At 58.2% G+C, this 26,256-nt stretch carries 21 protein-coding genes, 2 tRNA genes and 1 pseudogene; 23 read left to right on the plus strand and 1 reads right to left on the minus strand.

Annotated elements, in window-relative coordinates; genetic code table 11:
• Positions 1-98 precede the first annotated feature (98 nt).
• The 8 genes and pseudogenes from grpE to KW839_RS27750 all read left to right on the plus strand — a co-directional run bounded on the left by grpE (position 99) and on the right by KW839_RS27750 (position 10,378).
• The gene (grpE, locus tag KW839_RS22250) at positions 99-665 is read left to right on the plus strand and encodes a nucleotide exchange factor GrpE (protein WP_060541188.1); all 567 of its coding nucleotides are present in this window, start codon (positions 99-101) and stop codon (positions 663-665) included.
• A gap of 102 nt (positions 666-767) precedes the next feature.
• Positions 768-2,684: a molecular chaperone DnaK gene (gene dnaK, locus KW839_RS22255; protein ID WP_060541189.1), complete on the plus strand. Its 1,917-nt coding sequence runs from the start codon at positions 768-770 to the stop codon at positions 2,682-2,684.
• A 297-nt stretch (positions 2,685-2,981) separates the two neighbouring features.
• Positions 2,982-4,106 carry a molecular chaperone DnaJ gene (gene dnaJ / locus KW839_RS22260; protein WP_218425528.1) on the plus strand — a complete coding sequence of 375 codons (1,125 nt, stop codon included), beginning with the start codon at positions 2,982-2,984 and terminating at the stop codon, positions 4,104-4,106.
• Between the two features lie 10 nt (positions 4,107-4,116).
• Positions 4,117-4,920 (plus strand): 4-hydroxy-tetrahydrodipicolinate reductase, encoded by an 804-nt coding sequence (dapB, locus tag KW839_RS22265; protein ID WP_060541191.1) that lies wholly within the window; start codon positions 4,117-4,119, stop codon positions 4,918-4,920.
• A 259-nt stretch (positions 4,921-5,179) separates the two neighbouring features.
• Positions 5,180-6,316, plus strand: coding sequence for a glutamine-hydrolyzing carbamoyl-phosphate synthase small subunit (carA, locus tag KW839_RS22270; protein ID WP_060541192.1), 1,137 nt, complete (start codon positions 5,180-5,182; stop codon positions 6,314-6,316).
• A 118-nt stretch (positions 6,317-6,434) separates the two neighbouring features.
• The gene (gene carB, locus KW839_RS22275) at positions 6,435-9,656 is read left to right on the plus strand and encodes a carbamoyl-phosphate synthase large subunit (protein WP_060541193.1); all 3,222 of its coding nucleotides are present in this window, start codon (positions 6,435-6,437) and stop codon (positions 9,654-9,656) included.
• A 2-nt stretch (positions 9,657-9,658) separates the two neighbouring features.
• Complete coding sequence (greA, locus tag KW839_RS22280) at positions 9,659-10,135, plus strand: transcription elongation factor GreA (RefSeq protein ID WP_046038757.1); 477 nt, start codon at positions 9,659-9,661, stop codon at positions 10,133-10,135.
• A gap of 28 nt (positions 10,136-10,163) precedes the next feature.
• A pseudogene (locus KW839_RS27750) lies at positions 10,164-10,378 on the plus strand (hypothetical protein).
• Between the two features lie 9 nt (positions 10,379-10,387).
• Here KW839_RS27750 and KW839_RS22285 read toward each other — a convergent pair.
• A complete protein-coding gene (locus KW839_RS22285; RefSeq protein ID WP_060541194.1) occupies positions 10,388-10,696 on the minus strand; it encodes a YhbY family RNA-binding protein in 309 nt (102 codons plus the stop codon).
• Positions 10,697-10,797: 101 nt separating this feature from the next.
• On the opposite strand from KW839_RS22285, the gene rlmE reads away from it, so the two are divergent.
• The 15 genes from rlmE to pnp all read left to right on the plus strand — a co-directional run bounded on the left by rlmE (position 10,798) and on the right by pnp (position 26,136).
• Positions 10,798-11,427: a 23S rRNA (uridine(2552)-2'-O)-methyltransferase RlmE gene (gene rlmE / locus KW839_RS22290; RefSeq protein WP_060541195.1), complete on the plus strand. Its 630-nt coding sequence runs from the start codon at positions 10,798-10,800 to the stop codon at positions 11,425-11,427.
• A 202-nt stretch (positions 11,428-11,629) separates the two neighbouring features.
• On the plus strand, positions 11,630-13,540 hold the full coding sequence (ftsH, locus tag KW839_RS22295) for an ATP-dependent zinc metalloprotease FtsH (RefSeq protein WP_060541196.1): 1,911 nt from the start codon (positions 11,630-11,632) through the stop codon (positions 13,538-13,540).
• An 8-nt stretch (positions 13,541-13,548) separates the two neighbouring features.
• Entirely contained in the window at positions 13,549-14,400 is an 852-nt protein-coding gene (gene folP / locus KW839_RS22300; protein ID WP_218425529.1) for a dihydropteroate synthase, read from the plus strand.
• Positions 14,401-14,416: 16 nt separating this feature from the next.
• Entirely contained in the window at positions 14,417-15,754 is a 1,338-nt protein-coding gene (gene glmM / locus KW839_RS22305; protein WP_218425530.1) for a phosphoglucosamine mutase, read from the plus strand.
• A 66-nt stretch (positions 15,755-15,820) separates the two neighbouring features.
• Entirely contained in the window at positions 15,821-16,576 is a 756-nt protein-coding gene (tpiA, locus tag KW839_RS22310; protein ID WP_218425531.1) for a triose-phosphate isomerase, read from the plus strand.
• 4 nt (positions 16,577-16,580) lie between these two features.
• Positions 16,581-16,964, plus strand: a complete 384-nt coding sequence (gene secG / locus KW839_RS22315) for a preprotein translocase subunit SecG (RefSeq protein WP_060541200.1) — start codon at positions 16,581-16,583, stop codon at positions 16,962-16,964.
• Positions 16,965-16,986: 22 nt separating this feature from the next.
• A tRNA-Leu gene (locus tag KW839_RS22320) sits at positions 16,987-17,072 on the plus strand.
• Positions 17,073-17,169: 97 nt separating this feature from the next.
• Positions 17,170-17,246 (plus strand) — tRNA-Met (locus tag KW839_RS22325).
• Between the two features lie 138 nt (positions 17,247-17,384).
• Positions 17,385-17,843, plus strand: coding sequence for a ribosome maturation factor RimP (rimP, locus tag KW839_RS22330; RefSeq protein WP_038843818.1), 459 nt, complete (start codon positions 17,385-17,387; stop codon positions 17,841-17,843).
• A gap of 59 nt (positions 17,844-17,902) precedes the next feature.
• Positions 17,903-19,384 carry a transcription termination factor NusA gene (gene nusA, locus KW839_RS22335; RefSeq protein WP_060541201.1) on the plus strand — a complete coding sequence of 494 codons (1,482 nt, stop codon included), beginning with the start codon at positions 17,903-17,905 and terminating at the stop codon, positions 19,382-19,384.
• 27 nt (positions 19,385-19,411) lie between these two features.
• Entirely contained in the window at positions 19,412-21,943 is a 2,532-nt protein-coding gene (gene infB, locus KW839_RS22340; RefSeq protein WP_060541202.1) for a translation initiation factor IF-2, read from the plus strand.
• Between the two features lie 159 nt (positions 21,944-22,102).
• On the plus strand, positions 22,103-22,504 hold the full coding sequence (gene rbfA / locus KW839_RS22345; protein ID WP_060541203.1) for a 30S ribosome-binding factor RbfA: 402 nt from the start codon (positions 22,103-22,105) through the stop codon (positions 22,502-22,504).
• A gap of 3 nt (positions 22,505-22,507) precedes the next feature.
• On the plus strand, positions 22,508-23,425 hold the full coding sequence (gene truB, locus KW839_RS22350) for a tRNA pseudouridine(55) synthase TruB (RefSeq protein WP_060541204.1): 918 nt from the start codon (positions 22,508-22,510) through the stop codon (positions 23,423-23,425).
• 142 nt (positions 23,426-23,567) lie between these two features.
• The gene (rpsO, locus tag KW839_RS22355) at positions 23,568-23,837 is read left to right on the plus strand and encodes a 30S ribosomal protein S15 (RefSeq protein ID WP_011332409.1); all 270 of its coding nucleotides are present in this window, start codon (positions 23,568-23,570) and stop codon (positions 23,835-23,837) included.
• Positions 23,838-24,030: 193 nt separating this feature from the next.
• On the plus strand, positions 24,031-26,136 hold the full coding sequence (gene pnp / locus KW839_RS22360) for a polyribonucleotide nucleotidyltransferase (protein ID WP_007915263.1): 2,106 nt from the start codon (positions 24,031-24,033) through the stop codon (positions 26,134-26,136).
• Positions 26,137-26,256 lie beyond the last annotated feature (120 nt).

Raw genomic sequence — 26,256 nt, forward strand, 5'->3', positions numbered from 1 at the left:
TTAATCTTTTGTCCCCCCTTGAAGCCGGATTTCGCGGCCCCATATAGCTGGGCAGAAGCGCGAGTTAAGCTCGCGGACGATATTGAAAGGAGAAATCTATGGCTGACGAACAGACAGTGGATACGCAAAACCCAGACGCCAACCAGGCGCCCGAGGCTTCGGGTGAGAACCTGGCGGCTCGTGTACAAGTGCTCGAAGAGCAACTGGCAGGCGCTCAGGATCAGGCTTTGCGTGTAGCCGCCGATCTGCAGAACGTCCGCCGTCGCGCCGAGCAGGATGTGGAGAAGGCTCACAAGTTCGCGCTGGAAAAATTCGCCGGTGACCTGCTGCCGATCGTCGACAGCCTGGAGCGCGGCCTGGAATTGTCCAGCCCGGACGACGAAAGCATCCGTCCGATGCGCGAAGGCATCGAGCTGACCCTGAAAATGTTCCACGACACCCTCAAGCGTTATCAGCTTGAAGCGATCGATCCGCATGGCGAACCGTTCAACGCCGTTCAGCATCAGGCTATGGCCATGCAGGAAAGCGCCGATGTGGAGCCGAACAGCGTGCTGAAGGTGTTCCAGAAGGGCTATCAGCTCAATGGCCGCCTGCTGCGCCCGGCGATGGTCGTGGTCAGCAAGGCGCCTGCGCCGGTTTCGCCTTCTATTGATGAGCAGGCTTGAAATCCGCCGCAAGGCCCCCATTTATAAGTCAAGCGTTTAAGTGCTACCGCAGTTAGCCACCACTGCTGCGGCAACCAAATCCAAAGTTTCGGGAGAGTGAACATGGGCAAAATTATCGGTATCGACCTGGGGACTACCAACTCCTGCGTCTCCGTGCTGGAAAACGGCAAGGCCAAAGTTATTGAAAACGCTGAAGGCGCGCGTACCACGCCGTCGATCATCGCTTACGCCAACGATGGCGAAATCCTGGTTGGCCAGTCGGCCAAGCGTCAGGCTGTGACCAATCCGCATAACACCCTGTACGCAGTAAAGCGTCTGATCGGTCGTCGTTTTGACGAAGAAGTTGTGCAGAAAGACATCCAGATGGTCCCTTATAAAATCGCCAAGGCTGATAACGGCGATGCTTGGGTTGAAGTGAACGGCCAGAAAATGGCGCCGCCACAAATCTCGGCTGAAATTCTGAAGAAGATGAAGAAGACCGCCGAAGATTATCTCGGCGAGGAAGTCACCGAAGCAGTGATCACTGTTCCGGCTTACTTCAACGACAGCCAGCGTCAGGCGACCAAAGACGCCGGCCGCATCGCGGGTCTGGACGTAAAACGTATTATCAACGAACCAACCGCAGCTGCTCTGGCTTACGGTATGGACAAGGCCAAGGGCGATCACACCGTGATCGTTTATGACCTGGGCGGCGGTACTTTCGACGTTTCCGTGATCGAGATCGCTGAAGTGGATGGCGAGCACCAGTTCGAAGTACTGGCTACCAACGGTGACACGTTCCTGGGCGGTGAAGACTTTGACATTCGTCTGATCGACTACCTCGTCGACGAATTCAAGAAAGAAAGCGGCATGAACCTCAAGGGCGACCCGCTGGCCATGCAGCGCCTGAAAGAAGCCGCTGAAAAAGCCAAGATCGAACTGTCCTCGAGCCAGTCGACCGACGTGAACCTGCCGTACATCACTGCAGACGCCACCGGTCCGAAGCACCTGAACGTGAAGATCTCCCGCGCCAAGCTCGAAGCGTTGGTGGAAGACCTGGTTCAGCGCACCATCGAACCTTGCCGCATCGCCATGAAAGATGCCGGTATCGACGTTGGCGCGATCAACGACGTGATCCTGGTGGGCGGTCAGACCCGTATGCCACTGGTTCAGAAGCTGGTAACCGAGTTCTTCGGTAAAGAAGCTCGTAAAGACGTCAACCCGGACGAAGCGGTTGCCATGGGTGCTGCCATCCAGGGTGCGGTGCTGGCCGGTGACGTGAAAGACGTTCTGCTGCTCGACGTCAGCCCGCTGACCCTGGGTATCGAAACCATGGGTGGCGTGATGACCGCGCTGATCGAGAAAAACACCACGATTCCTACCAAGAAATCGCAAGTGTTCTCGACTGCCGACGACAACCAGGGCGCCGTGACCATTCACGTACTGCAAGGCGAGCGTAAGCAAGCCGCACAGAACAAGTCTCTGGGCAAGTTCGACCTGGCGGACATTCCACCAGCTCCACGTGGCGTGCCGCAGATCGAAGTGACCTTCGACATCGACGCCAACGGCATCCTGCACGTTGGTGCGAAGGACAAGGCTACCGGCAAGACTCAGTCGATCGTGATCAAGGCCAACTCCGGTCTGTCCGACGAAGAAATCGAGCGCATGGTGCGTGATGCCGAGGCTAACGCCGAGGAAGACCGCAAGTTCGAAGAACTGGCTGCAGCCCGTAACCAGGGTGACGCGCTGGTTCACTCGACTCGCAAAATGGTCTCCGACGCTGGCGATAAAGTGACCGCTGAAGAGAAGACTGCAATCGAAGCTGCCGTAGTTGCCCTGGAAGCCGCCGTCAAAGGCGACGACAAGGCTGCAATCGACGCCAAGGTTGAAGAGCTGTCGAAAGTCTCCGCTCCAGTGGCGCAGAAGATGTACGCCGAACAGGCCCAGCCTGCTGAAGGCGCTGCACCGCAAGGCGAATCGGCTGAAAAGGCTGACGACGTTGTCGACGCCGAGTTCGAAGAAGTCAAAGACCACAAGTAAGTTGTTGGTCGGCCGGTTGACTGCCTTTGGGCAGTGACTGGTAGGATGTCGCCGCGCGGGAGCTTGCTCCCGCGTTGGCGTATCTGGAATACGCGAATTTTTACAGCATGCGACAACGTTCGAATGCTGCTGGCATGGCCGGGAATGCTCCTGCTTTCCGAGCCGAAAGTGCCATCTTGAAACAAAGACCAGGATCGTTGAATTGACGTGAGTTGGGTCCGGGCCTGTATTGGGGCTCAACGAGTTCGGCAAACTCAGGAGGGTTTTGTCGGACGTCCTCAAGAGTGCAGATGACTTATGGCAAAGCGTGACTATTACGAAGTGTTGGGTGTTGAGCGCGGCTCAAGCGAAGCGGACCTGAAAAAGGCCTACCGTCGCCTGGCAATGAAGCACCACCCGGACCGTAATCCCGATGACAAAGCGTCGGAAGAAATGTTCAAGGAGGCCAACGAGGCCTACGAAGTGCTGTCCGATTCGAGCAAGCGCGCGGCATACGACCAGTACGGTCATGCCGGTGTCGACCCGAGCATGGGTGGCGGCGGTGCCGGTTTCGGCGGTCAGAATTTCTCCGACATCTTTGGTGATGTCTTCAGCGATTTCTTCGGTGGTGGTCGCGGCGGCTCCCGTGGCGGTGCCCAGCGCGGCAGCGACGTGCGCTACACCCTGGAGCTCGACCTCGAAGAGGCGGTGCGCGGTACCACGGTGAATATCCGTGTTCCGACGCTGGTCAACTGCAAGCCGTGCGACGGTTCCGGTGCCAAGAAAGGTTCTGCGCCGGTGACTTGCCCGACTTGCGGCGGTATCGGCCAGGTGCGCATGCAGCAAGGCTTCTTCTCGGTGCAGCAGACCTGCCCGCGCTGCCATGGCCAGGGCAAGATCATTTCCGATCCGTGCAACTCCTGCCAGGGCGAAGGTCGTATCGAGGAGTACAAGACCCTGTCGGTGAAAGTGCCGGCCGGTGTCGATACCGGCGATCGCATTCGTCTGTCCGGCGAAGGCGAGGCGGGTGCTCAGGGTGGGCCGACCGGTGATCTGTATGTCGTGATCAATGTGCGCGAACACGCGATTTTCCAGCGTGACGGCAAGCATTTGTTCTGTGAAGTGCCGATCAGCTTCGTCGATGCGGCGCTGGGTGGCGAGCTGGAAATTCCGACCCTTGACGGTCGGGTCAAGCTGAAGATTCCCGAGGGAACCCAGACCGGCAAGCAGTTCCGTGTTCGCGGCAAGGGTGTTGCACCCGTGCGTGGTGGCGGTGCCGGTGACCTGATGTGCCGCGTGGCGGTCGAGACGCCGGTTAACCTGGGTCGTCGTCAGCGCGAACTGCTGGAAGAATTCCGCAGTTCGTTGGCCGACGACAACAGCCATTCGCCGAAAACCACTGGCTGGTTCGAAGGCGTGAAACGCTTCTTCGGCGATTTGTAAGGAGACAGGCATGCGACGTATTGCAGTGATGGGCGCCGCCGGGCGCATGGGCAAGACCCTGATTGAAGCGGTGCAGCAAGCGCCTGGCGCCGGTCTGACGGCGGCGGTGGATCGTCCTGACAGCACGCTGGTGGGTGCTGATGCTGGCGAGCTGGCGGCTATCGGTCGTATCGGCGTGCCGCTGTCCGGTGATCTGGATCGAGTCGTCGACGAGTTCGACGTGCTGATTGATTTCACGCACCCGACGGTGACCCTGAAGAACCTCGCCTTCTGCCGCAAACACGGCAAGTCGATGATCATCGGCACCACCGGTTTCAGTGTCGAAGAGAAGCAATTGCTGGCGCAAGCGGGCAAGGACATTCCGATTGTCTTCGCGGCCAACTTCAGCGTTGGTGTCAATCTGTGCCTGAAATTGCTCGACACCGCTGCTCGCGTGTTGGGCGACGATGTCGACATCGAAATCACCGAAGCCCACCATCGCCATAAAGTCGATGCGCCGTCCGGCACCGCCGTGCGCATGGGCGAGGTGATTGCCGATGCGCTGGGGCGTGATTTGAAGAAGGTGGCGGTGTATGGCCGTGAAGGCCAGACCGGCGCTCGTGAGCGCGAGACCATTGGTTTCGCCACCGTGCGTGCCGGCGACATCGTTGGTGATCACACGGTGCTGTTCGCCGCCGATGGCGAGCGTGTCGAGATCACCCACAAGGCTTCCAGTCGCATGACCTTCGCCAAGGGTGCGGTACGGGCCGCATTGTGGCTGGACGGGCGCGAGCCTGGTCTTTATGACATGCAAGACGTGCTCGATCTGCGTTAAGATGCAGCCGAAATCGGGCTCGCGCACAGCGTTTGAGCCCGGTTTTATTCCGCCAAGCGACGTCCTGTCGCATTCTCCAGCCTTTAAGGCTCATTGGCGGTAGACCAAAAAGGCCTTTTTCTGTAAGCTACAGCTTTAGTGTGTCCACTAAAAGCGCGCAGAATAATTCAGTGAAGAAGCGGGGTGACGTGTCCATACGTCACTCCGCTTTTTTACAACCTGCGATCGCCCTTTCAGGCTTTATTTACGGGAGGTCTTCTTGACTAAGCCAGCCATACTCGCCCTTGCTGATGGCAGCATTTTTCGCGGCGAAGCCATTGGAGCCGACGGTCAAACCGTTGGTGAGGTGGTGTTCAACACCGCAATGACCGGCTATCAGGAAATCCTTACCGATCCTTCCTACGCCCAACAGATCGTTACCCTGACCTACCCGCACATCGGCAACACCGGTACTACCCCGGAAGATGCCGAGTCGAACCGCGTCTGGTCGGCTGGCCTGGTCATTCGTGACCTGCCACTGGTTGCGAGCAACTGGCGTAACACGATGTCCCTGTCTGACTATCTGAAGGCCAACAACGTTGTGGCCATCGCCGGTATCGACACCCGCCGCCTGACACGTATCCTGCGTGAAAAAGGCGCGCAGAACGGCTGCATCATGGCCGGTGACAACATTTCCGAAGAAGCCGCCATCGCCGCTGCCCAGGGTTTTCCTGGCCTCAAAGGCATGGACCTGGCGAAAGTCGTCAGCACCAAGGAAAGCTACGAGTGGCGCTCGACCGTCTGGGATCTGAAAACCGACAGTCACGCGACCATCGAAGCCTCCGAGCTGCCATACCACGTCGTGGCATACGACTATGGCGTCAAGGTGAACATCCTGCGCATGCTGGTCGAGCGCGGTTGCCGCGTGACCGTCGTGCCTGCGCAAACGCCTGCTGCCGATGTGCTGGCTCTGCAGCCGGACGGCGTGTTCCTGTCCAACGGCCCGGGCGACCCTGAGCCATGCGACTACGCGATCAAGGCAATCAAGGAAGTACTGGAAACCGAGATCCCGGTGTTCGGCATCTGCCTCGGTCACCAACTGCTGGCTCTGGCCTCCGGCGCCAAGACCCTGAAAATGGGCCACGGCCACCACGGTGCCAACCACCCGGTCCAGGATCTGGACAGCGGTGTAGTGATGATCACCAGCCAGAATCACGGTTTTGCCGTAGACGAAGCGACCCTGCCAGCCAACGTCCGCGCGATCCACAAATCGCTGTTCGACGGCACTCTGCAAGGGATCGAGCGTACCGACAAGAGCGCCTTCAGCTTCCAGGGTCACCCTGAAGCCAGCCCTGGCCCGAACGACGTAGCGCCATTGTTCGATCGCTTCATCAACGAGATGGCCAAGCGACGCTGATCGCTCGCCCTGATGTAGCAAAGCTTGAGGGTGGTCCCGAAACCGGCGGCCCCCTCAAGGCTTCACAGATTGAACAAGACGGCTTGCCGACTGACCTGCGGATTTGAGTGACAAACCCATGCCAAAACGTACAGACATTAAAAGCATCCTGATTCTCGGCGCTGGCCCGATCGTAATCGGCCAGGCCTGCGAATTCGACTACTCCGGCGCCCAGGCCTGCAAAGCCCTGCGCGAGGAGGGTTACCGCGTCATCCTGGTGAACTCCAACCCGGCCACCATCATGACCGACCCGGCCATGGCCGATGCCACCTACATCGAGCCGATCAAGTGGCAGACCGTTGCCAAGATCATCGAGAAAGAGCGTCCGGACGCGCTGCTGCCGACCATGGGCGGCCAGACTGCTCTGAACTGCGCCCTGGACCTGGAGCGTGAAGGCGTTCTGGAGAAGTTCGGCGTAGAGATGATCGGTGCCAACGCCGACACCATCGACAAGGCTGAAGACCGCTCGCGTTTCGACAAGGCGATGAAATCCATCGGCCTGGCGTGCCCGCGCTCCGGTATCGCCCACAGCATGGAAGAGGCCAACGCGGTTCTCGAGAAGCTCGGCTTCCCGTGCATCATCCGTCCGTCCTTCACCATGGGCGGCACCGGTGGCGGTATCGCTTACAACCGTGAAGAGTTCGAAGAAATCTGTGCCCGTGGTCTCGACCTGTCGCCGACCAAGGAACTGCTGATCGACGAATCGCTGATCGGCTGGAAAGAATATGAAATGGAAGTTGTCCGCGATAAAAAGGACAACTGCATCATCGTCTGCTCGATCGAAAACTTCGACCCGATGGGCGTGCACACCGGTGACTCGATCACCGTGGCTCCTGCACAGACCCTGACCGACAAGGAATACCAGATCCTGCGTAACGCCTCCCTGGCGGTACTGCGCGAGATCGGCGTGGAAACCGGCGGTTCGAACGTTCAGTTCGGTATCTGCCCGAACACTGGCCGCATGGTCGTGATCGAGATGAACCCGCGGGTATCGCGTTCTTCGGCCCTGGCTTCGAAAGCTACCGGCTTCCCGATTGCCAAGGTCGCGGCCAAGCTGGCTGTGGGTTACACCCTGGACGAGCTGTCGAACGACATCACCGGCGGCAAGACCCCGGCGTCCTTCGAACCGTCCATCGACTACGTCGTCACCAAGCTGCCACGTTTCGCCTTCGAGAAATTCGCCAAGGCTGACGCCCGCCTGACCACTCAGATGAAGTCGGTGGGTGAAGTCATGGCCATCGGCCGTACCTTCCAGGAATCCCTGCAGAAAGCCCTGCGCGGGCTGGAAGTCGGTGTTTGCGGCCTGGACGAGAAGGTTGACCTGAGCAACCCGGAAAGCATGAGCGTGCTCAAGCGCGAGCTGACCGTGCCGGGCGCCGAGCGTATCTGGTACGTGGCGGACGCCATGCGCTCGGGCATGACTGTCGATGAAATCTTCAGCATGACCATGATCGATCCTTGGTTCCTGGTGCAGATGGAAGATCTGATCAAGGACGAAGAGAAGGTCAAGACCCTGGGTCTGACCAGCATCGACCGCGACCTGATGTTCCGCCTCAAGCGCAAAGGCTTCTCCGACATGCGCCTGGCCAAGTTGCTGGGTGTGACCGAGAAGGCCCTGCGTGCTCACCGTCACAAGCTGGAAATCTTCCCGGTCTACAAGCGCGTCGACACCTGTGCTGCCGAATTCGCCACTGACACCGCGTACCTCTACTCGACGTACGAAGAAGAGTGCGAAGCCGCGCCGTCGGGCCGCGACAAGATCATGATCCTGGGCGGCGGTCCGAACCGCATTGGCCAGGGCATCGAGTTCGACTACTGCTGCGTACACGCGGCGCTGGCGCTGCGCGAAGACGGTTACGAGACCATCATGGTCAACTGCAACCCGGAAACCGTTTCCACCGACTACGACACCTCTGATCGCCTGTACTTCGAGCCAGTGACCCTGGAAGACGTGCTGGAAATCGTACGCGTCGAGAAGCCAAAAGGCGTGATCGTCCAGTACGGCGGCCAAACCCCGTTGAAACTGGCTCGCGCCCTGGAAGCTGCTGGCGTACCGATCATCGGTACCAGCCCTGATGCCATCGACCGTGCCGAAGACCGTGAGCGCTTCCAGCAAATGGTCCAGCGCCTGAACCTGCGTCAGCCGCCAAACGCCACTGTGCGCAGCGAAGACGAAGCAATTCGTGCAGCCACCAAGATCGGTTACCCGCTGGTGGTGCGTCCGTCCTATGTTCTGGGCGGTCGTGCGATGGAAATCGTTTACGAAGAAGAAGAACTCAAGCGCTACCTGCGCGAAGCGGTTCAAGTGTCCAACGACAGCCCGGTGCTGCTGGACCACTTCCTCAACTGCGCCATCGAAATGGACGTGGATGCGGTTTGCGACGGCAAGGATGTAGTCATCGGCGCGATCATGCAGCACATCGAGCAGGCCGGCGTTCACTCCGGTGACTCCGCATGCTCGCTGCCGCCTTACTCGCTGCCGGCGCACATCCAGGACGAGATGCGCGAACAGGTCAAGAAAATGGCCCTGGAACTGGGCGTGGTCGGCCTGATGAACGTACAGTTGGCGCTGCAAGGCGACGACATCTACGTCATCGAAGTCAACCCGCGTGCTTCCCGTACCGTGCCGTTCGTATCCAAGTGCATCGGCGTTTCCCTGGCAATGATCGCGGCTCGCGTCATGGCCGGTAAAACCCTGAAGGAAATCGGTTTCACCAAGGAAATCATTCCGAACTTCTACAGCGTGAAAGAGGCGGTGTTCCCATTCGCCAAATTCCCTGGCGTGGACCCGATCCTGGGCCCAGAGATGAAGTCCACCGGTGAAGTTATGGGCGTGGGCGACACCTTCGGCGAAGCGTTCGCCAAGGCCCAGATGGGCGCCAGCGAAGTGCTGCCGACCGGCGGTACCGCGTTCATCAGCGTGCGTGACGACGACAAGCCGCTGGTTGCAGGCGTGGCCCGTGATCTGATCAACTTGGGCTTCGAAGTGGTTGCCACTGCCGGTACTGCCAAGCTGATCGAAGCTGCTGGCCTGAAAGTGCGCCGTGTGAACAAGGTGACCGAAGGTCGTCCGCACGTGGTCGACATGATCAAGAATGACGAAGTCACCCTGATCATCAACACCACCGAAGGTCGTCAGTCGATCGCTGATTCGTACTCCATTCGTCGCAATGCCCTGCAGCACAAGATTTACTGCACCACCACCATTGCTGCTGGCGAAGCCATCTGTGAAGCGCTGAAGTTCGGTCCCGAGAAGACCGTGCGTCGCTTGCAGGATCTACACGCAGGATTGAAGGCATGAGCATAACGAAGTACCCAATGACTGTTCAGGGCGCTCGCGCCCTGGAAGAAGAGCACACTCACCTGACCAAGGTCGTTCGTCCGAAGCTCAGCCAGGACATCGGTACGGCCCGCGAGTTGGGTGACTTGAAGGAAAACGCCGAATACCACGCTGCTCGCGAGCAGCAGGGTATGGTCGAGGCGCGTATTCGTGACATCGAAGGCCGGATTCAGAATCAGGTCATCATTGATGTCACGACTATTCCTCATACTGGCAAAGTGATTTTCGGCACCACCGTTGAAATCGCCAACGTCGAGACTGATGAGCGCGTGACTTACCACATCGTGGGTGAGGACGAGGCAGACTTCAAACTCGGCAAGATTTCGGTGGGTTCGCCACTGGCCCGTGCCTTGATTGCCAAGGAAGAGGGTGATGTGGTTGCCGTGAAAACGCCTGGCGGCGTAATCGAGTACGAGATCGTCGAAGTTCGCCACGTCTGAAGGTTGGCGCCCGCCTCGTGCGGGCGCCTTGCTTTGGTGGCTGGCTCAGATGTTTCGGGCTGGGAATCGAAGATATTGCAGGCATGCTGAAAGCGCTGATGGCGAGAATTGCCGCAGCGTGTGTGATTTTTCAGGCTTTGGTGCTGGTAAGGGCCGAGGGCCTTGTCGATCTATGGCGGGCTAATGCTGGTAGGGGCGCCTGCTCCTGAATGGAGTGGCAGGGTGCGCGAAGCACACCCTTGACCCTTGTCATCACTTGAAGCGATGGACGTTCGACAGCTGCTTGTTGACGCTGAAGTTCTTGCGGTAAACCAGTGCCATCTTGCCGATGACTTGAACCAGGTCCGCTTTGCCGACCTTGCACAGTTCTGCAATGGCTGCCAGGCGCGATTCGCGATCGAGGATGTTGAGCTTGATCTTGATCAGCTCGTGATCCGCCAAAGCGCGTTCAAATTCGGCTAACACACCTTCAGTCAAACCGTTATCAGCCACAATCAATACTGGTTTCAGGTGGTGGCCAATGGATTTGTACTGTTTCTTCTGCTCTTGAGTGAGCGGCATAATCTGACCCTTTCGTCTGGATTCTGTAAAATGGCGGCCATTTTACCCGAGGGTTCGTGGATCCGCCCAACTAATCACGACCCTTATCAACGAGGTGCCCAATGGCGCGTTCCAAGACAAGCCTTGAGTGGCTGAAAAGACATGTCAATGATCCCTATGTGAAACAGGCGCAGAAGGATGGGTACCGCTCGCGTGCGAGTTACAAGCTTCTGGAGATTCAGGAGAAGTACAGGCTGATCCGTCCGGGCATGAGCGTTGTCGACCTGGGTGCGGCGCCCGGTGGCTGGTCGCAGGTCACCAGCCGCCTGATCGGTGGTCAGGGGCGTCTGATCGCCTCGGACATCCTGGAAATGGACAGCATCCCGGACGTTAATTTCATCCAGGGCGACTTCACCCAGGACGAAGTGCTCGCGCGGATCCTTGAAGCTGTGGGTAATTCGCAGGTGGACCTTGTGATTTCCGATATGGCCCCCAATATGAGTGGTACGCCTGCCGTGGATATGCCAAAAGCCATGTTCCTTTGCGAACTGGCGCTTGATCTGGCCGAGCGGATACTCAAGCCCGGTGGTAATTTCGTGATCAAGGTTTTCCAGGGCGAAGGGTTCGATGCTTACGTGAAGGACACTCGTCTGAAGTTCGACAAGGTCCAAATGATGAAGCCGGACTCTTCCCGAGGCAGTTCCCGCGAGCAATACATGCTGGCCTGGGGCTACCGCGGCCGTAGTGAGTAAAACGAGGTTTTTTTTGCAGGGCGATAGGATTTTCGTATTTCGCCTTGTGGGAATTAGCGAATATTGTGTAGGAAGTGTTTCACAAAGGGTTACAGACGGCGCCTGCCAAGTCGTAGGTAATGTAGTAAGTTAGGCCGGTGAATATCATGCGAGGCGCGCGCCACCAGCGGCGCTTGCTTCAGAGGGTAGTTAATTGAACGATATGGCAAAGAATCTGATCCTGTGGTTGATCATCGCGGCTGTCCTGGTGACAGTGATGAACAACTTCTCCAGCCCTAACGAGCCGCAGACCCTCAACTATTCCGACTTCATCCAGCAGGTCAAGGATGGCAAAGTCGAGCGCGTAGCGGTTGATGGCTACGTGATTACCGGCAAGCGCACTGATGGCGACAGCTTCAAGACCATCCGTCCGGCTATCCAGGACAACGGCCTGATCGGCGACCTGGTGGACAACCACGTCGTGGTCGAAGGCAAGCAGCCTGAGCAGCAAAGCATCTGGACCCAGCTACTGGTCGCCAGCTTCCCGATCCTGGTGATCATCGCCGTGTTCATGTTCTTCATGCGGCAGATGCAGGGCGGAGCCGGTGGCAAGGGTGGGCCGATGAGTTTCGGCAAGAGCAAGGCACGCCTGCTCTCCGAGGATCAGGTGAAAACTACCCTGGCGGACGTCGCCGGTTGTGACGAAGCCAAGGAAGAAGTCGGCGAACTGGTCGAGTTCCTGCGTGATCCGGGCAAGTTCCAGCGCCTGGGCGGCCGCATTCCCCGTGGCGTGCTGATGGTCGGCCCTCCGGGTACCGGTAAGACTTTGCTGGCCAAGGCCATCGCCGGTGAAGCGAAAGTGCCGTTCTTCACCATTTCCGGTTCCGACTTCGTTGAAATGTTCGTAGGTGTTGGCGCCAGCCGCGTTCGAGACATGTTCGAACAGGCCAAGAAACACGCGCCATGCATCATCTTCATCGACGAAATCGATGCCGTCGGTCGCCACCGTGGTGCCGGCATGGGTGGTGGTCACGACGAGCGCGAACAGACTCTCAACCAGTTGCTGGTGGAGATGGATGGCTTTGAAATGAATGACGGCATCATCGTGATTGCCGCGACCAACCGTCCTGACGTACTGGACCCTGCACTGCTGCGTCCGGGCCGTTTCGACCGTCAGGTTGTGGTCGGTCTGCCGGATATCCGTGGTCGCGAGCAGATTCTCAAGGTGCACATGCGCAAAGTGCCGATGGGTGACGACGTCGCTCCGGCAGTGATCGCTCGCGGTACCCCGGGCTTCTCCGGTGCCGACCTGGCCAACCTGGTCAACGAGGCATCGCTGTTTGCTGCCCGTGCCGGCAAGCGCATCGTTGAAATGAAAGAGTTCGAACTGGCCAAAGACAAGATCATGATGGGTGCCGAGCGCAAATCCATGGTCATGTCCGAGAAAGAGAAGCAGAACACCGCTTATCACGAAGCAGGCCACGCTATCGTCGGTCGCGTCGTGCCAGAGCATGACCCGGTGTACAAGGTGTCGATCATCCCGCGCGGTCGTGCGCTGGGTGTCACCATGTTCCTGCCGGAAGAAGATCGTTACAGCCTGTCCAAGCGTGCGCTGATCAGTCAGATCTGCTCGCTGTACGGCGGTCGTATCGCTGAAGAGATGACCCTGGGCTTCGATGGGGTGACCACGGGCGCTTCCAACGACATCATGCGTGCCAGTCAGATTGCGCGGAACATGGTGACCAAGTGGGGTCTCTCGGAGAAACTCGGTCCGTTGATGTACGCCGAAGAAGAGGGTGAAGTGTTCCTCGGTCGCGGCGGTGGCGGTCAGGCTGCCAGCTTCTCCGGTGAAACAGCCAAGCTGATCGACTCCGAAGTGCGCAGCATCATTGATCAATGCTACGGCACAGCCAAGCAGATCCTCACGGACAACCGTGACAAGCTCGATGCCATGGCCGATGCCTTGATGAAGTACGAAACAATCGACGCCGAGCAGATCGACGACATCATGGCAGGTCGACCACCTCGCGAGCCTCGCGACTGGTCGGGAGGCACCGGTACCTCCGGAACGCCTCCTGTAGTGCAGGATGAACGTCCGGAAACACCAATCGGCGGCCCTGCTGCTGACGTTTAAGGTTCTAAATGACTTCTGTTCAGTCCTCGACCCGGTTGCCTTGCGGCAACCGGGTTCTTGATTTGGCCCAGACGCATGTCATGGGTATTCTCAATGTCACTCCTGACTCCTTTTCCGATGGTGGCCAATACAGCCAGCTCGATGCGGCCTTGCGCCATGCCGAGGCGATGGTGGCGGCCGGCGCAACGCTGATCGACGTTGGCGGCGAATCGACGCGGCCAGGTGCCAGGGCGGTATCACCGCTGGAGGAGCTTGAGCGTGTAGCGCCGATCGTCGAGCGCATTCATCGCGAGCTGGATGTGATTATCTCGGTCGATACCTCTACGCCTGCCGTCATGCGCGAGGCTGCCCGCCTGGGCGCCGGGTTGATCAATGATGTGCGCTCGCTGCGCCGTGAGGGGGCGCTGGATGCGGCGGCTGCTACCGGATTGCCCGTATGCCTGATGCATATGCTTGGTGAGCCGGGTGACATGCAGGATAATCCGCAGTATCAGGATGTTACGAGAGAAGTGGGTGAGTTTCTCGCCGAGCGCATGGCCCAGTGTTCATTGGCTGGCATTGCACCGGAGCGGATCATTCTTGATCCGGGTTTTGGCTTTGCCAAGACCCTGGAGCACAATCTGAGCTTGTTTAAACATATGGAAGCCCTGCATGCCTTGGGGCGGCCCCTGCTGGTAGGGGTGTCGCGAAAAAGCATGATCGGTCAGGCATTGAGTCGTCCGGTGGGAGAGCGTCTGTATGGCGGTCTTGCGCTTGCGGCGCTGGCTTCGGCGAAAGGAGCGCGTATATTGCGCGTCCACGATGTAGCTGAAACAGTAGACGTGGTGCGAATGATCGCCGCAGTCGAGTCAGCCGAATAAGAATGATGGAGCACTTATGAGCAAAAAATACTTTGGCACCGATGGTATTCGTGGTCGTGTCGGTCAATACCCGATCACTCCGGACTTCATGCTCAAGCTGGGCTGGGCTGCGGGCATGGCGTTCCGCAAGATGGGCGCCTGCAAGGTATTGGTAGGCAAGGACACCCGGATCTCCGGTTATATGTTCGAGTCGGCGCTTGAGGCAGGGCTGACCTCGGCAGGTGCGGATGTGATGCTCCTCGGTCCGATGCCGACACCGGCCATCGCCTATCTGACGCGCACTTTTCATGCTGAAGCCGGTATCGTGATCAGTGCCTCGCACAATCCGCATGATGACAACGGCATCAAGTTTTTCTCCGGCAAGGGCACCAAGCTGCCGGACGAAGTCGAACTGATGATCGAAGAACTGCTCGATACCCCGATGACTGTGGTTGAGTCGAGCAAGATCGGCAAGGTATCGCGGATCAACGACGCCTCGGGCCGTTATATCGAATTCTGCAAGAGCAGCGTGCCGACCGGCACCGCCTTCTCCGGCCTGAAAGTCGTGATCGACTGCGCTCACGGTGCGACCTACAAGGTGGCGCCGAGTGTATTCCGTGAACTGGGCGCCGAAGTTGTCGTGCTGTCTGCCCAGCCTAATGGCTTGAACATCAACGACAATTGCGGTTCGACCCATATGGGGCCGTTGCAGGCAGCTGTCGTGGCCGAGCATGCTGATCTGGGTATTGCCTTCGATGGTGATGGCGACCGCGTACAGATGGTCGATCACACCGGTGCGGTGGTGGATGGCGATGAACTGCTGTTCATCATTGCCCGCGACCTGCATGAGCGGGGCAAGCTGCAAGGCGGTGTAGTCGGAACCCTGATGAGTAACCTGGGGCTGGAACTGGCCTTGGCCGATCTGGGTATTCCGTTTGTGCGGGCCAATGTCGGCGACCGCTACGTGATTGCCGAATTGCTGGAGCGCAACTGGATCGTTGGGGGGGAGAACTCGGGGCATGTGGTGTGCTTCAGTCATACCACCACGGGTGACGCTATCATCGCGGCGCTGCAAGTGTTGATGGCGCTCAGAAACCGTGACGAAAGCCTGGCGCAGTCCCGGCAGGCGCTGCGCAAGTGCCCTCAGGTGCTGATCAATGTGCGTTTCGGTGGCGGTGCGAACCCTCTCGAACATGCGTCGGTCAAGGAGGCCAGCGAGCGCGTAACCCGTGCGATGGCGGGGCGCGGACGCGTGCTGCTGCGCAAATCCGGGACCGAGCCGCTGGTGCGTGTCATGGTCGAAGGCGAAGACGAAAACGTGGTTCGCGGCTACGCCGAAGAGCTGGCAAAACTGGTTACTGAAGTTTCTGCCTGAATTCGGCTTGCCAGCCTTGTTTGTGTTGGGTAACATCTGCGCCCACTTTGACCGACGAGGTACAGCATGCGTCGCCCTATGGTAGCTGGTAACTGGAAGATGCACGGTACCCGCGCCAGCGTCGCTGAGCTGATCAACGGCCTTCGTGACTTGGCCTTGCCGAGCGGTGTTGATGTAGCGGTATTCCCGCCTTTGTTGCATATCAGCCAAGTGGTTGATGGCGTTAAAGGAAAGTCGATCTCGGTCGGCGCGCAGAACTCTGCGGTGGAATCCGGACAAGGTGCACTGACCGGTGAGGTTTCGCCAAGTCAGTTAGTGGATGCAGGTTGTTCCCTGGTGCTTGTCGGGCACTCTGAACGCCGCCAGATTATGGGCGAGCAGGACGCAACGCTGATCCGCAAGTTTGCAGCGGCACAGGCAAGTGGCTTGATTCCGGTGTTGTGTGTAGGGGAGACCCTCGAGCAGCGCGAAGCGGGGAAGACTGTTGAAGTCGTCTCGCATCAGCTGAGCAGCATCATCGACGAGCTGGGTGTCGGTGTCTTTGCTAATGCAGTAATTGCTTACGAGCCGGTCTGGGCCATTGGCACCGGGCTGACTGCTTCGCCGCAACAGGCGCAGGATGTGCACGCAGCCATCCGCGCTCAGTTGGCGGCAGAGAATTCTGAAGTCGCACAAGGTGTGCGACTTCTATACGGCGGCAGCGTGAAGGCGGCCAATGCGGTCGAACTGTTCGGCATGCCGGATATCGATGGAGGTCTCATTGGTGGGGCTTCCCTGAATGCAGATGAGTTCGGTGCGATTTGTCGCGCCGCGGGAAACTGAAAAAATGCTGGAAACAGTCGTAGTCGTTTTTCATCTGCTGGGTGCATTGGGCGTAGTAGCTCTGGTTTTGCTGCAGCAGGGTAAAGGTGCGGATGCTGGTGCGTCTTTCGGAGCAGGTGCTTCAAATACTGTGTTCGGAAGCCAAGGTTCCTCTACCTTTCTTAGTAAGTTTACTGCTATACTTGCCGCAGGTTTCTTCATAACCAGCTTAGGGTTAGGTTACTTTGCTAAAGAGAAGGCTCAAGAGCTGACTCAGGTAGGTTTGCCAAATCCAGCGGTGTTGGAAGTTCCAAAGCAACAACCGGCTTCTGATGATGTCCCGGTGCTTCAAGAGCAAAAGTCGGCTACTCCAGCGACTGACGTGCCTCCAGCTCAAGAGCAGAAGTAAGAAGGGTTTCAAACGTAGTATTGCCGAGGTGGTGGAATTGGTAGACACGCAACCTTGAGGTGGTTGTGCCCATAGGGTGTAGGGGTTCGAGTCCCCTTCTCGGTACCAATTAGTCAGGAGAGCCCGCTGTTGCGGGCTTTCTTGCAGGTGGAAGGTTACATTGACCCTGTAGGGGATCGGTCGTATACTTCCGCCCCAGCTTTGTCGCGGGGTGGAGCAGTCTGGTAGCTCGTCGGGCTCATAACCCGAAGGTCGTCGGTTCAAATCCGGCCCCCGCAACCAGTTTAAGGAGCCCCTTTTCAGGGGCTTTTTGTTAGCTGGACACTTTCAACGCCGCTGTTCGACGGCGTTTCAAGGATGGGCGTTTCGCCCATTTTTTTATTTTGCAAAGCATGCACATACATGCACTAGGGGGTTCAGGTGTCGAGCAAGCTAGAAGAGTTGCAGGCCTTGCTGGCCCCGGTGGTCGTGGCCCTAGGCTATGAATGCTGGGGTATTGAGTTCTCGGCCCAGGGTCGCCACTCAATGTTGCGCGTTTATATCGATAAAGAGGGCGGTGTGCTGGTGGACGATTGCGCCATTGTCAGCCGTCAGATCAGCGGTGTACTGGATGTTGAAGATCCAATCTCCGTTGAATACACCCTTGAAGTTTCCTCGCCTGGCATGGAACGCCCTCTGTTCACTATTGAGCAGTTTGCAAAATTTGCCGGTGAACAAGTGAAGATCAAGCTGCGCTCGCCTTTTGAAGGACGACGCAACTTTCAGGGCCTTCTGCGCGGCGTAGAAGAGCAGGATGTCGTGGTGCAGGTTGAAGACCATGAGTTCCTGTTGCCGATCGATATGATCGACAAGGCCAACATTATTCCCAGTTTTGACTGAGGCGTGCCAGATACTGCGGATCCCGCGGATCCAATGGCTTGCGAAAGGCGAGGCGTACGATGAGCAAAGAAGTACTGCTGGTTGTTGAGTCGGTATCCAACGAAAAGGGTGTACCGGCAAACGTTATTTTTGAAGCGCTGGAGCTGGCCCTGGCCACTGCTACCAAGAAGCGGTTCGAGGACGAAGTCGATCTGCGTGTGGAAATCAATCGCCACACCGGTGCCTACGAGACATTCCGTCGCTGGACGGTCGTCGAGGAAGCAGACCTGGACGACCCGGCTATCGAAACCTGGCCAAGCAAGGTTGCCCAAACGCATCCTGGCGCCAAGGTCGGTGACGTTGTCGAAGAGAAGATCGAGTCCATCGAGTTCGGACGTATCGCTGCACAGACTGCCAAGCAGGTCATCGTGCAGAAGGTTCGCGAAGCCGAGCGCGCCCAGGTTGTTGACGCTTACCGCGAGCGCCTGGGTGAAATCATCTCCGGCACCGTGAAAAAAGTGACCCGCGACAACGTGATCGTCGATCTGGGCAACAACGCCGAAGCGTTGCTGGCTCGTGAAGACATCATTTCTCGCGAAACCTTCCGGGTTGGCGTGCGTCTGCGTGCGCTGCTCAAGGAAATCCGCACCGAGAACCGCGGCCCTCAGCTGATCCTGTCGCGTACCGCGCCGGAAATGCTGATCGAGCTGTTCCGCATCGAAGTGCCGGAAATTGCTGAAGGCCTGATCGAAGTAATGGCTGCGTCCCGTGACCCGGGTTCGCGCGCCAAGATCGCCGTTCGCTCCAAGGATAAACGCATCGACCCGCAGGGCGCTTGCATCGGTATGCGCGGTTCGCGCGTCCAGGCAGTGTCGGGTGAGTTGGGCGGTGAGCGTGTTGATATCGTTCTTTGGGACGACAACCCGGCTCAGTTCGTGATCAACGCCATGTCCCCGGCTGAGGTTGCGGCAATTATCGTTGACGAAGATGCCCATGCAATGGACATCGCCGTCGGCGCAGACAATCTGGCTCAGGCCATCGGTCGCGGTGGTCAGAACGTGCGTCTGGCGAGCCAATTGACTGGCTGGACCCTGAACGTGATGACCGAATCGGACATCCAGGCTAAGCAGCAAGCAGAAACCGGCGACATCCTGCGCAACTTCATCGACGAGCTGGAAGTCGACGAAGATCTGGCACAGGTGCTGGTAGATGAAGGCTTCACCAGCCTGGAAGAGATTGCCTACGTACCGTTGGAAGAAATGCTCAACATCGACGGCTTTGACGAAGATACCGTCAACGAGCTTCGCGCTCGTGCCAAGGATCGTTTGTTGACCAAAGCCATCGCTACTGAGGAAAAGCTGGCAGACGCCCATCCGGCCGAAGACCTGCTCTCGCTTGAGGGTATGGACAAGGATTTGGCGATGGAACTGGCGGTGCGCGGCGTAATTACCCGCGAAGACCTGGCCGAGCAGTCTATTGACGACCTGCTCGACATCGACGGCATTGACGATGATCGTGCCGGCAAGTTGATCATGGCCGCCCGAGCCCACTGGTTCGAGTAATTAGGCGCGGCCTGAGGAGAGAAGTGCATGACGCAAGTCACGGTGAAACAACTGGCCGATGAGGTCAAAACACCGGTAGAGCGCCTGTTGCAGCAGATGCGTGAGGCAGGTCTGCCGCACACCGCCGCCGAAGAAAATGTGACTGACAGTGAGAAGCAATCGTTGCTGACTCACTTGAAAAGCAGCCACAAGGCGAAAGTGGAAGAACCACGCAAGATTACGCTGCAGCGTAAAACCACCAGCACCCTGCGTGTTGCTGGCAGCAAAAGCATCAGCGTTGAAGTACGCAAGAAGAAAGTCTTCGTACAACGCAGTCCGGAAGAAATCGAAGCCGAGCGCAAGCGCGAACTGGATGAACGTCGCGCAGTAGAAAATGCTGCACGCCAGAAGGCTGAAGAAGAAGCCAAGCGCCGCGCCGAAGAAGAAGCGCGTCGCCAGCCTGCTGCTGCGCAAAACGCTACTAACGACGCCGTTGCAGCTCCTGCTGCAGTTGCCGAACCAGTACGTGAAAGCGCACCGGTAGTCGCCGCTGCTCCAGCACCGTCTGCTGACGTTCGTAACAAGCAGAACGAACAGCGCCGTCCGGACAAGCCTCGTGCAGACGACAGCAATCGTCGCAGTGGCGGTGGTGATGGCGAGCGTAAAAACGCTCCGCATCGCGCATCGGTCAAAGAGAAGGCGCCAGCACCACGTGTTGCCCCACGTACTACCGACGAAGAAAGCGATGGCTTCCGTCGTGGTGGTCGCGGCAAGGCCAAGCTGAAGAAGCGCAACGCCCACGGTTTCCAGAGCCCAACCGGCCCTGTCGTGCGTGAAGTGAAGATCGGCGAGACCATCACTGTTGGCGATCTCGCTCAGCAGATGTCGGTCAAGGCTGCTGAAATCATCAAGTTCATGTTCAAACTGGGTACCCCAGCGACCATCAACCAGGTACTGGACCAGGAAACTGCCCAGCTGGTTGCCGAAGAGCTGGGCCACAAAGTGACCCTGGTCAGCGACACCGCCCTGGAAGATTCCCTGGCCGAGTCCCTGAAGTTTGAAGGCGAGGCAGTTTCCCGTGCGCCGGTCGTGACCGTAATGGGCCACGTTGACCACGGTAAGACTTCCCTGCTCGACTACATCCGTCGTGCCAAGGTTGCTGCTGGCGAAGCCGGTGGTATCACCCAGCACATCGGTGCCTACCACGTTGAAACCGACCGTGGCATGGTGACGTTCCTCGACACCCCTGGTCACGCCGCGTTTACCGCAATGCGTGCCCGTGGTGCCAAGGCGACCGACATCGTGATCCTGGTGGTTGCGGCGGACGACGGCGTGATGCCTCAGACCATCGAAGCCGTTCAGCACGCCAAGGCTGCTGGCGTTCCGCTGGTTGTCGCAGTGAACAAGATCGACAAGCCGGGCGCTGACCTCGACCGCATCCGCAGTGAACTGTCGGTTCACGGCGTGACGTCGGAAGAGTGGGGTGGTGACACTCCATTCGTACCGGTTTCGGCGAAGATGGGTACTGGTGTCGACGAACTGCTCGAAGCCGTTCTGTTGCAAGCCGAGGTTCTGGAACTGACCGCTACTCCATCGGCTCCTGGCCGTGGTGTCGTGGTTGAGTCCCGCCTCGACAAGGGCCGTGGCCCGGTGGCTACCGTTCTGGTTCAAGACGGTACCCTGCGCCAGGGCGACATGGTCCTGGTCGGTTCGAACTACGGCCGTGTACGTGCCATGCTCGACGAGAACGGCAAGCCAATCAAGGAAGCCGGTCCGGCCATCCCTGTCGAGATTCTCGGCCTGGACGGTACTCCAGACGCTGGCGACGAGATGAGCGTGGTTGCCGACGAGAAGAAAGCCCGTGAAGTGGCTCTGTTCCGTCAAGGCAAGTTCCGCGAAGTCAAGCTGGCCCGTGCTCACGCCGGCAAGCTGGAAAACATCTTCGAAAACATGGGTCAGGAAGAGAAGAAGACGCTCAACATCGTCCTCAAATCCGACGTCCGTGGTTCGCTGGAAGCGTTGAACGGTGCCCTGAACGGCCTGGGCAACGACGAAGTGCAAGTACGAGTGGTCGGTGGCGGTGTCGGTGGTATCACCGAGTCCGACGCCAACCTGGCACTGGCTTCCAACGCTGTACTGTTTGGCTTCAACGTGCGTGCCGATGCCGGTGCCCGCAAGATCGTCGAGCAGGAAGGTCTGGATATGCGTTACTACAACGTGATCTACGACATCATCGAAGACGTCAAGAAAGCCCTGACCGGCATGCTCGGCAGCGACGTTCGCGAGAACATCCTGGGCATCGCCGAAGTGCGTGACGTGTTCCGTTCGCCGAAGTTTGGTGCGATCGCCGGTTGCATGGTGGTTGAAGGTACTGTTCACCGTAACCGTCCGATCCGTGTACTGCGTGAAGACATCGTTATCTTCGAAGGCGAGCTGGAATCCCTGCGCCGCTTCAAGGATGACGCTTCCGAAGTACGTGCCGGCATGGAATGCGGTATCGGTGTGAAGAGCTACAACGACGTCAAGGTCGGTGACAAGATCGAAGTCTTCGAGAAGGTTCAGGTTGCTCGCAGCCTCTAACTCGCGCACTTCAAGAGCCGTGATGGGCAGCCGCATGCAAATGCACGGCGCATCAGTCGGACTCTAAACGCAACGCCCGGTCTGGCTTTTGTCAGGCCGGGCGTTTGCCGCTTTCAGACCACACGGGTTTCACCGTGGGGCAGTAACAGGTAACAAGACATGGCAAAAGAATACAGCCGTACCCAACGAATCGGCGATCAGATGCAGCGCGAGCTGGCACAGTTGATCCGTCGTGAAGTCAAAGACCCGCGCGTTGGCCTGGTCACCATTACCGCAGTGGAAGTCAGCCGTGACGTTGGTCACGCGAAGATTTTCATCACCGTGATGGGCCAGGACAGCAGCGAAGAAATCGCTCAAAGCATCAAGGTGCTGAACTCTGCCGCCGGTTTCCTGCGCATGCAGTTGGCCCGAGAAATGAAGCTGCGCAGCGTTCCGCAGTTGCACTTCCACTACGACGAAAGCGTCGTGCGTGGTGCGCACCTGTCGGCCTTGATCGAGCGTGCAGTGGCTGAAGACAATCAGCATCCGGTTGCGGCAGAAGCCGAAGACACCAAGGAGTAACCGGTGGCTCAGGTCAAACGTATCCGTCGTAACGTCAGCGGCATCATCCTGCTCGACAAGCCGTTGGGGTTCACCTCCAACGCGGCCCTGCAGAAGGTCCGCTGGTTGCTCAACGCCGAGAAGGCCGGCCACACCGGCAGTCTCGACCCCTTGGCCACCGGCGTGTTGCCGCTGTGCTTCGGCGAGGCCACCAAGTTCTCGCAGTACCTGCTCGATTCCGACAAGGGTTACGAAACCCTGGCGCAATTGGGCAAGACCACCACCACGGCGGATGCCGAGGGGGAGGTTTTGCAGGAACGGCCGGTGACCGTTGGTCGCCCCGATATCGAGGCTGTGCTGCCGAAATTTCGTGGGCAAATCAGTCAGATACCGCCGATGTACTCTGCCCTCAAGCGTGACGGTCAGCCGCTGTACAAGCTGGCTCGTGCAGGTGAAGTAGTGGAGCGCGAACCGCGTTCTGTTACTATTACGCGCTTGGAATTACTGGCCTTCGAAGGTGATACTGCGCGGCTGGCAGTGGATTGCACCAAAGGTACCTATATCCGCACCCTGGTGGAGGATATCGGTGAGCAACTCGGTTGTGGCGCTTACGTTGCAGAACTGCGACGTACCCAGGCCGGGCCTTTCACCCTGGCGCAAACGGTTACCCTCGAAGAGCTCGAAGCGGTACATGCCGAAGGCGGCAACGAAGCGGTCGATCGCTTTCTGATGCCATCGGACAGCGGCCTGCTCGACTGGCCACTGTTGCAGTTCTCGGAAGCGAGCGCGTTCTACTGGCTCAACGGCCAGCCGGTACGTGCCCCGGAAGCACCGAAGTTCGGCATGGTACGGGTACAGGATCACAATGGTCGCTTCATCGGGATCGGTGAAGTGAGCGAAGACGGGCGCATCGCGCCGCGTCGTTTGATTCGGTCAGAGTGACCGAAACCAGTCTGTGTCAAAGCAGGCTGGCGAGGGTGGCTGTCAACAGGCACGGTCACTACTCTTTTTTAGATACAGGGATTTGTCCCTGGCCTGTTGAAACTGTTTTTCTGAAACAGTTTCCTGATAAAAGGATTGCCTCATGGCTCTCGACGTTCAAGAAAAAGCTCAAATCGTTGCTGACTATCAGCAAGCTGTTGGTGACACTGGTTCGCCAGAAGTGCAAGTTGCACTGCTGACCGCCAACATCAACAAACTGCAAGGTCACTTCAAGGCCAACGGTAAAGACCACCACTCCCGTCGTGGTCTGATCCGCATGGTAAACCAGCGTCGTAAGCTGCTGGACTACCTGAAAGGCAAGGACGTGAGCCGTTACAGCGCTCTGATCGCTCGCCTGGGTCTGCGTCGCTAATAAGCGATTGCGCTAGAGGTTGGTTGTCTGTCGTGCGTCAGCGGGTTTCCCGCTGGCGCATGGCAGGCTCCCAGCCTCAAGTTTTATCTGGATATACGTTTTACCCTGGACAGGCGTTGGGCCGACTCCCGACATTGCCCAAGAATTCGCAAGAAACCAGTTCCCCCAAGAGCCACAAAGAAGGTAGGACACCGTGAACCCGGTAATCAAAAAATTCCAGTTCGGTCAGTCGACCGTTACCCTCGAGACCGGCCGTATCGCCCGTCAGGCATCCGGCGCAGTATTGGTCACCGTTGACGACGACGTCAGCGTATTGGTGACCGTAGTCGGTGCAAAACAAGCCGATCCAGGCAAGGGCTTCTTCCCTCTGTCTGTTCACTACCAGGAAAAGACTTACGCTGCCGGTAAGATCCCTGGCGGTTTCTTCAAGCGTGAAGGCCGTCCTTCCGAAAAAGAAACCCTGACTTCCCGACTGATCGACCGCCCGATCCGTCCGCTGTTCCCTGAAGGCTTCATGAACGAAGTGCAGGTTGTCTGCACCGTCGTTTCCACCAGCAAGAAGACCGATCCGGACATCGCTGCGATGATCGGTACCTCGGCTGCCCTGGCGATCTCCGGCATTCCTTTCGATGGCCCGATCGGCGCCGCTCGCGTTGCTTTCCACGAAAGCACCGGCTACCTGCTGAACCCGACTTACGAGCAGCAAGCTGCTTCGAGCCTGGACATGGTTGTTGCCGGTACCTCCGACGCCGTGTTGATGGTTGAATCGGAAGCCAAAGAGCTGACCGAAGACCAGATGCTGGGCGCAGTACTGTTTGCTCACGACGAGTTCCAGGTTGTGATCAACGCTGTCAAAGAACTGGCTGCCGAAGCTGCCAAGCCAACCTGGACCTGGGCTCCTGCGCCAGAAGCCACCGAACTGCTGGGCGCTATCCGTGCCGAGTTCGGCGAAGCGATCTCCCAGGCTTACACCATCACCGTCAAGGCCGACCGTTACGCTCGCCTGGGCGAGTTGAAGGATCAGGTCGTTGCCAAGCTGTCCGGTGAAGAAGGCCAGCCTTCGTCCAGCGAAGTCAAAGCTGCTTTCGGCGAAATCGAATACCGCACCGTTCGCGAAAACATCGTAAACGGCAAGCCACGTATCGACGGCCGCGACACCAAGACCGTACGTCCACTGAACATCGAAGTTGGTGTTCTGCCCAAGACCCACGGTTCGGCTCTGTTCACCCGTGGCGAAACCCAGGCTCTGGTAGTCGCGACTCTGGGCACCGCCCGTGACGCACAACTGCTGGACACCCTGGAAGGCGAGAAAAAAGACCCGTTCATGCTGCACTACAACTTCCCTCCGTTCTCGGTAGGCGAGTGTGGTCGCATGGGTGGTGCTGGTCGTCGTGAAATCGGTCACGGCCGTCTGGCCCGTCGTTCGGTTTCGGCCATGCTGCCTGCCGCTGACGTGTTCCCGTACACCATCCGCGTGGTTTCGGAAATCACCGAATCCAACGGTTCGAGCTCGATGGCTTCCGTTTGTGGCGCTTCCCTGGCCCTGATGGACGCTGGTGTACCGATGAAGGCACCGGTTGCCGGTATCGCCATGGGTCTGGTTAAAGAAGGCGAGAAATTCGCTGTCCTGACCGACATCCTGGGTGACGAAGACCACCTGGGCGACATGGACTTCAAGGTAGCCGGTACCGCCAAAGGTGTTACCGCGCTGCAGATGGACATCAAGATCAAGGGCATCACCGAAGAGATCATGGAAATCGCTCTGGGCCAAGCCCTGGAAGCGCGCCTGAACATCCTCGGCCAGATGAACCAGATCATTGGCCAGTCGCGTACCGAACTGTCGGCCAACGCTCCGACCATGATCGCGATGAAGATCGACACCGACAAAATCCGTGATGTCATCGGTAAAGGCGGCGCGACCATTCGTGCGATCTGTGAAGAAACCAAGGCTTCGATCGACATCGAAGACGACGGTTCGATCAAGATCTTCGGCGAAACCAAGGAAGCGGCTGAAGCTGCACGTCAGCGCGTTCTGGGTATCACCGCTGAAGCCGAGATCGGCAAGATCTACGTTGGTAAAGTTGAGCGCATCGTCGACTTCGGCGCATTCGTCAACATCCTGCCGGGCAAGGACGGTCTGGTACACATCTCCATGCTGAGCGACGCTCGCGTAGAGAAAGTGACCGACATCCTCAAAGAAGGTCAGGAAGTGGAAGTACTGGTACTGGACGTGGACAACCGCGGCCGTATCAAGCTGTCCATCAAGGACGTAGCAGCAGCCAAGGCTTCGGGCGTTTAATCAGCCCTGCTTGATTGCTTCAACGTTATAAAAAAGGCCCCGCAGTGAAAACTGCGGGGTCTTTTTTTGCCTGTCATAAAAGCAAAGATCTGTCTCAAAGTTGCCGGCGCCCGGGACCGG

It is taken from the genome of Pseudomonas sp. PDM31, from assembly GCF_019218965.1.
Taxonomy (GTDB): Bacteria; Pseudomonadota; Gammaproteobacteria; order Pseudomonadales; family Pseudomonadaceae; genus Aquipseudomonas.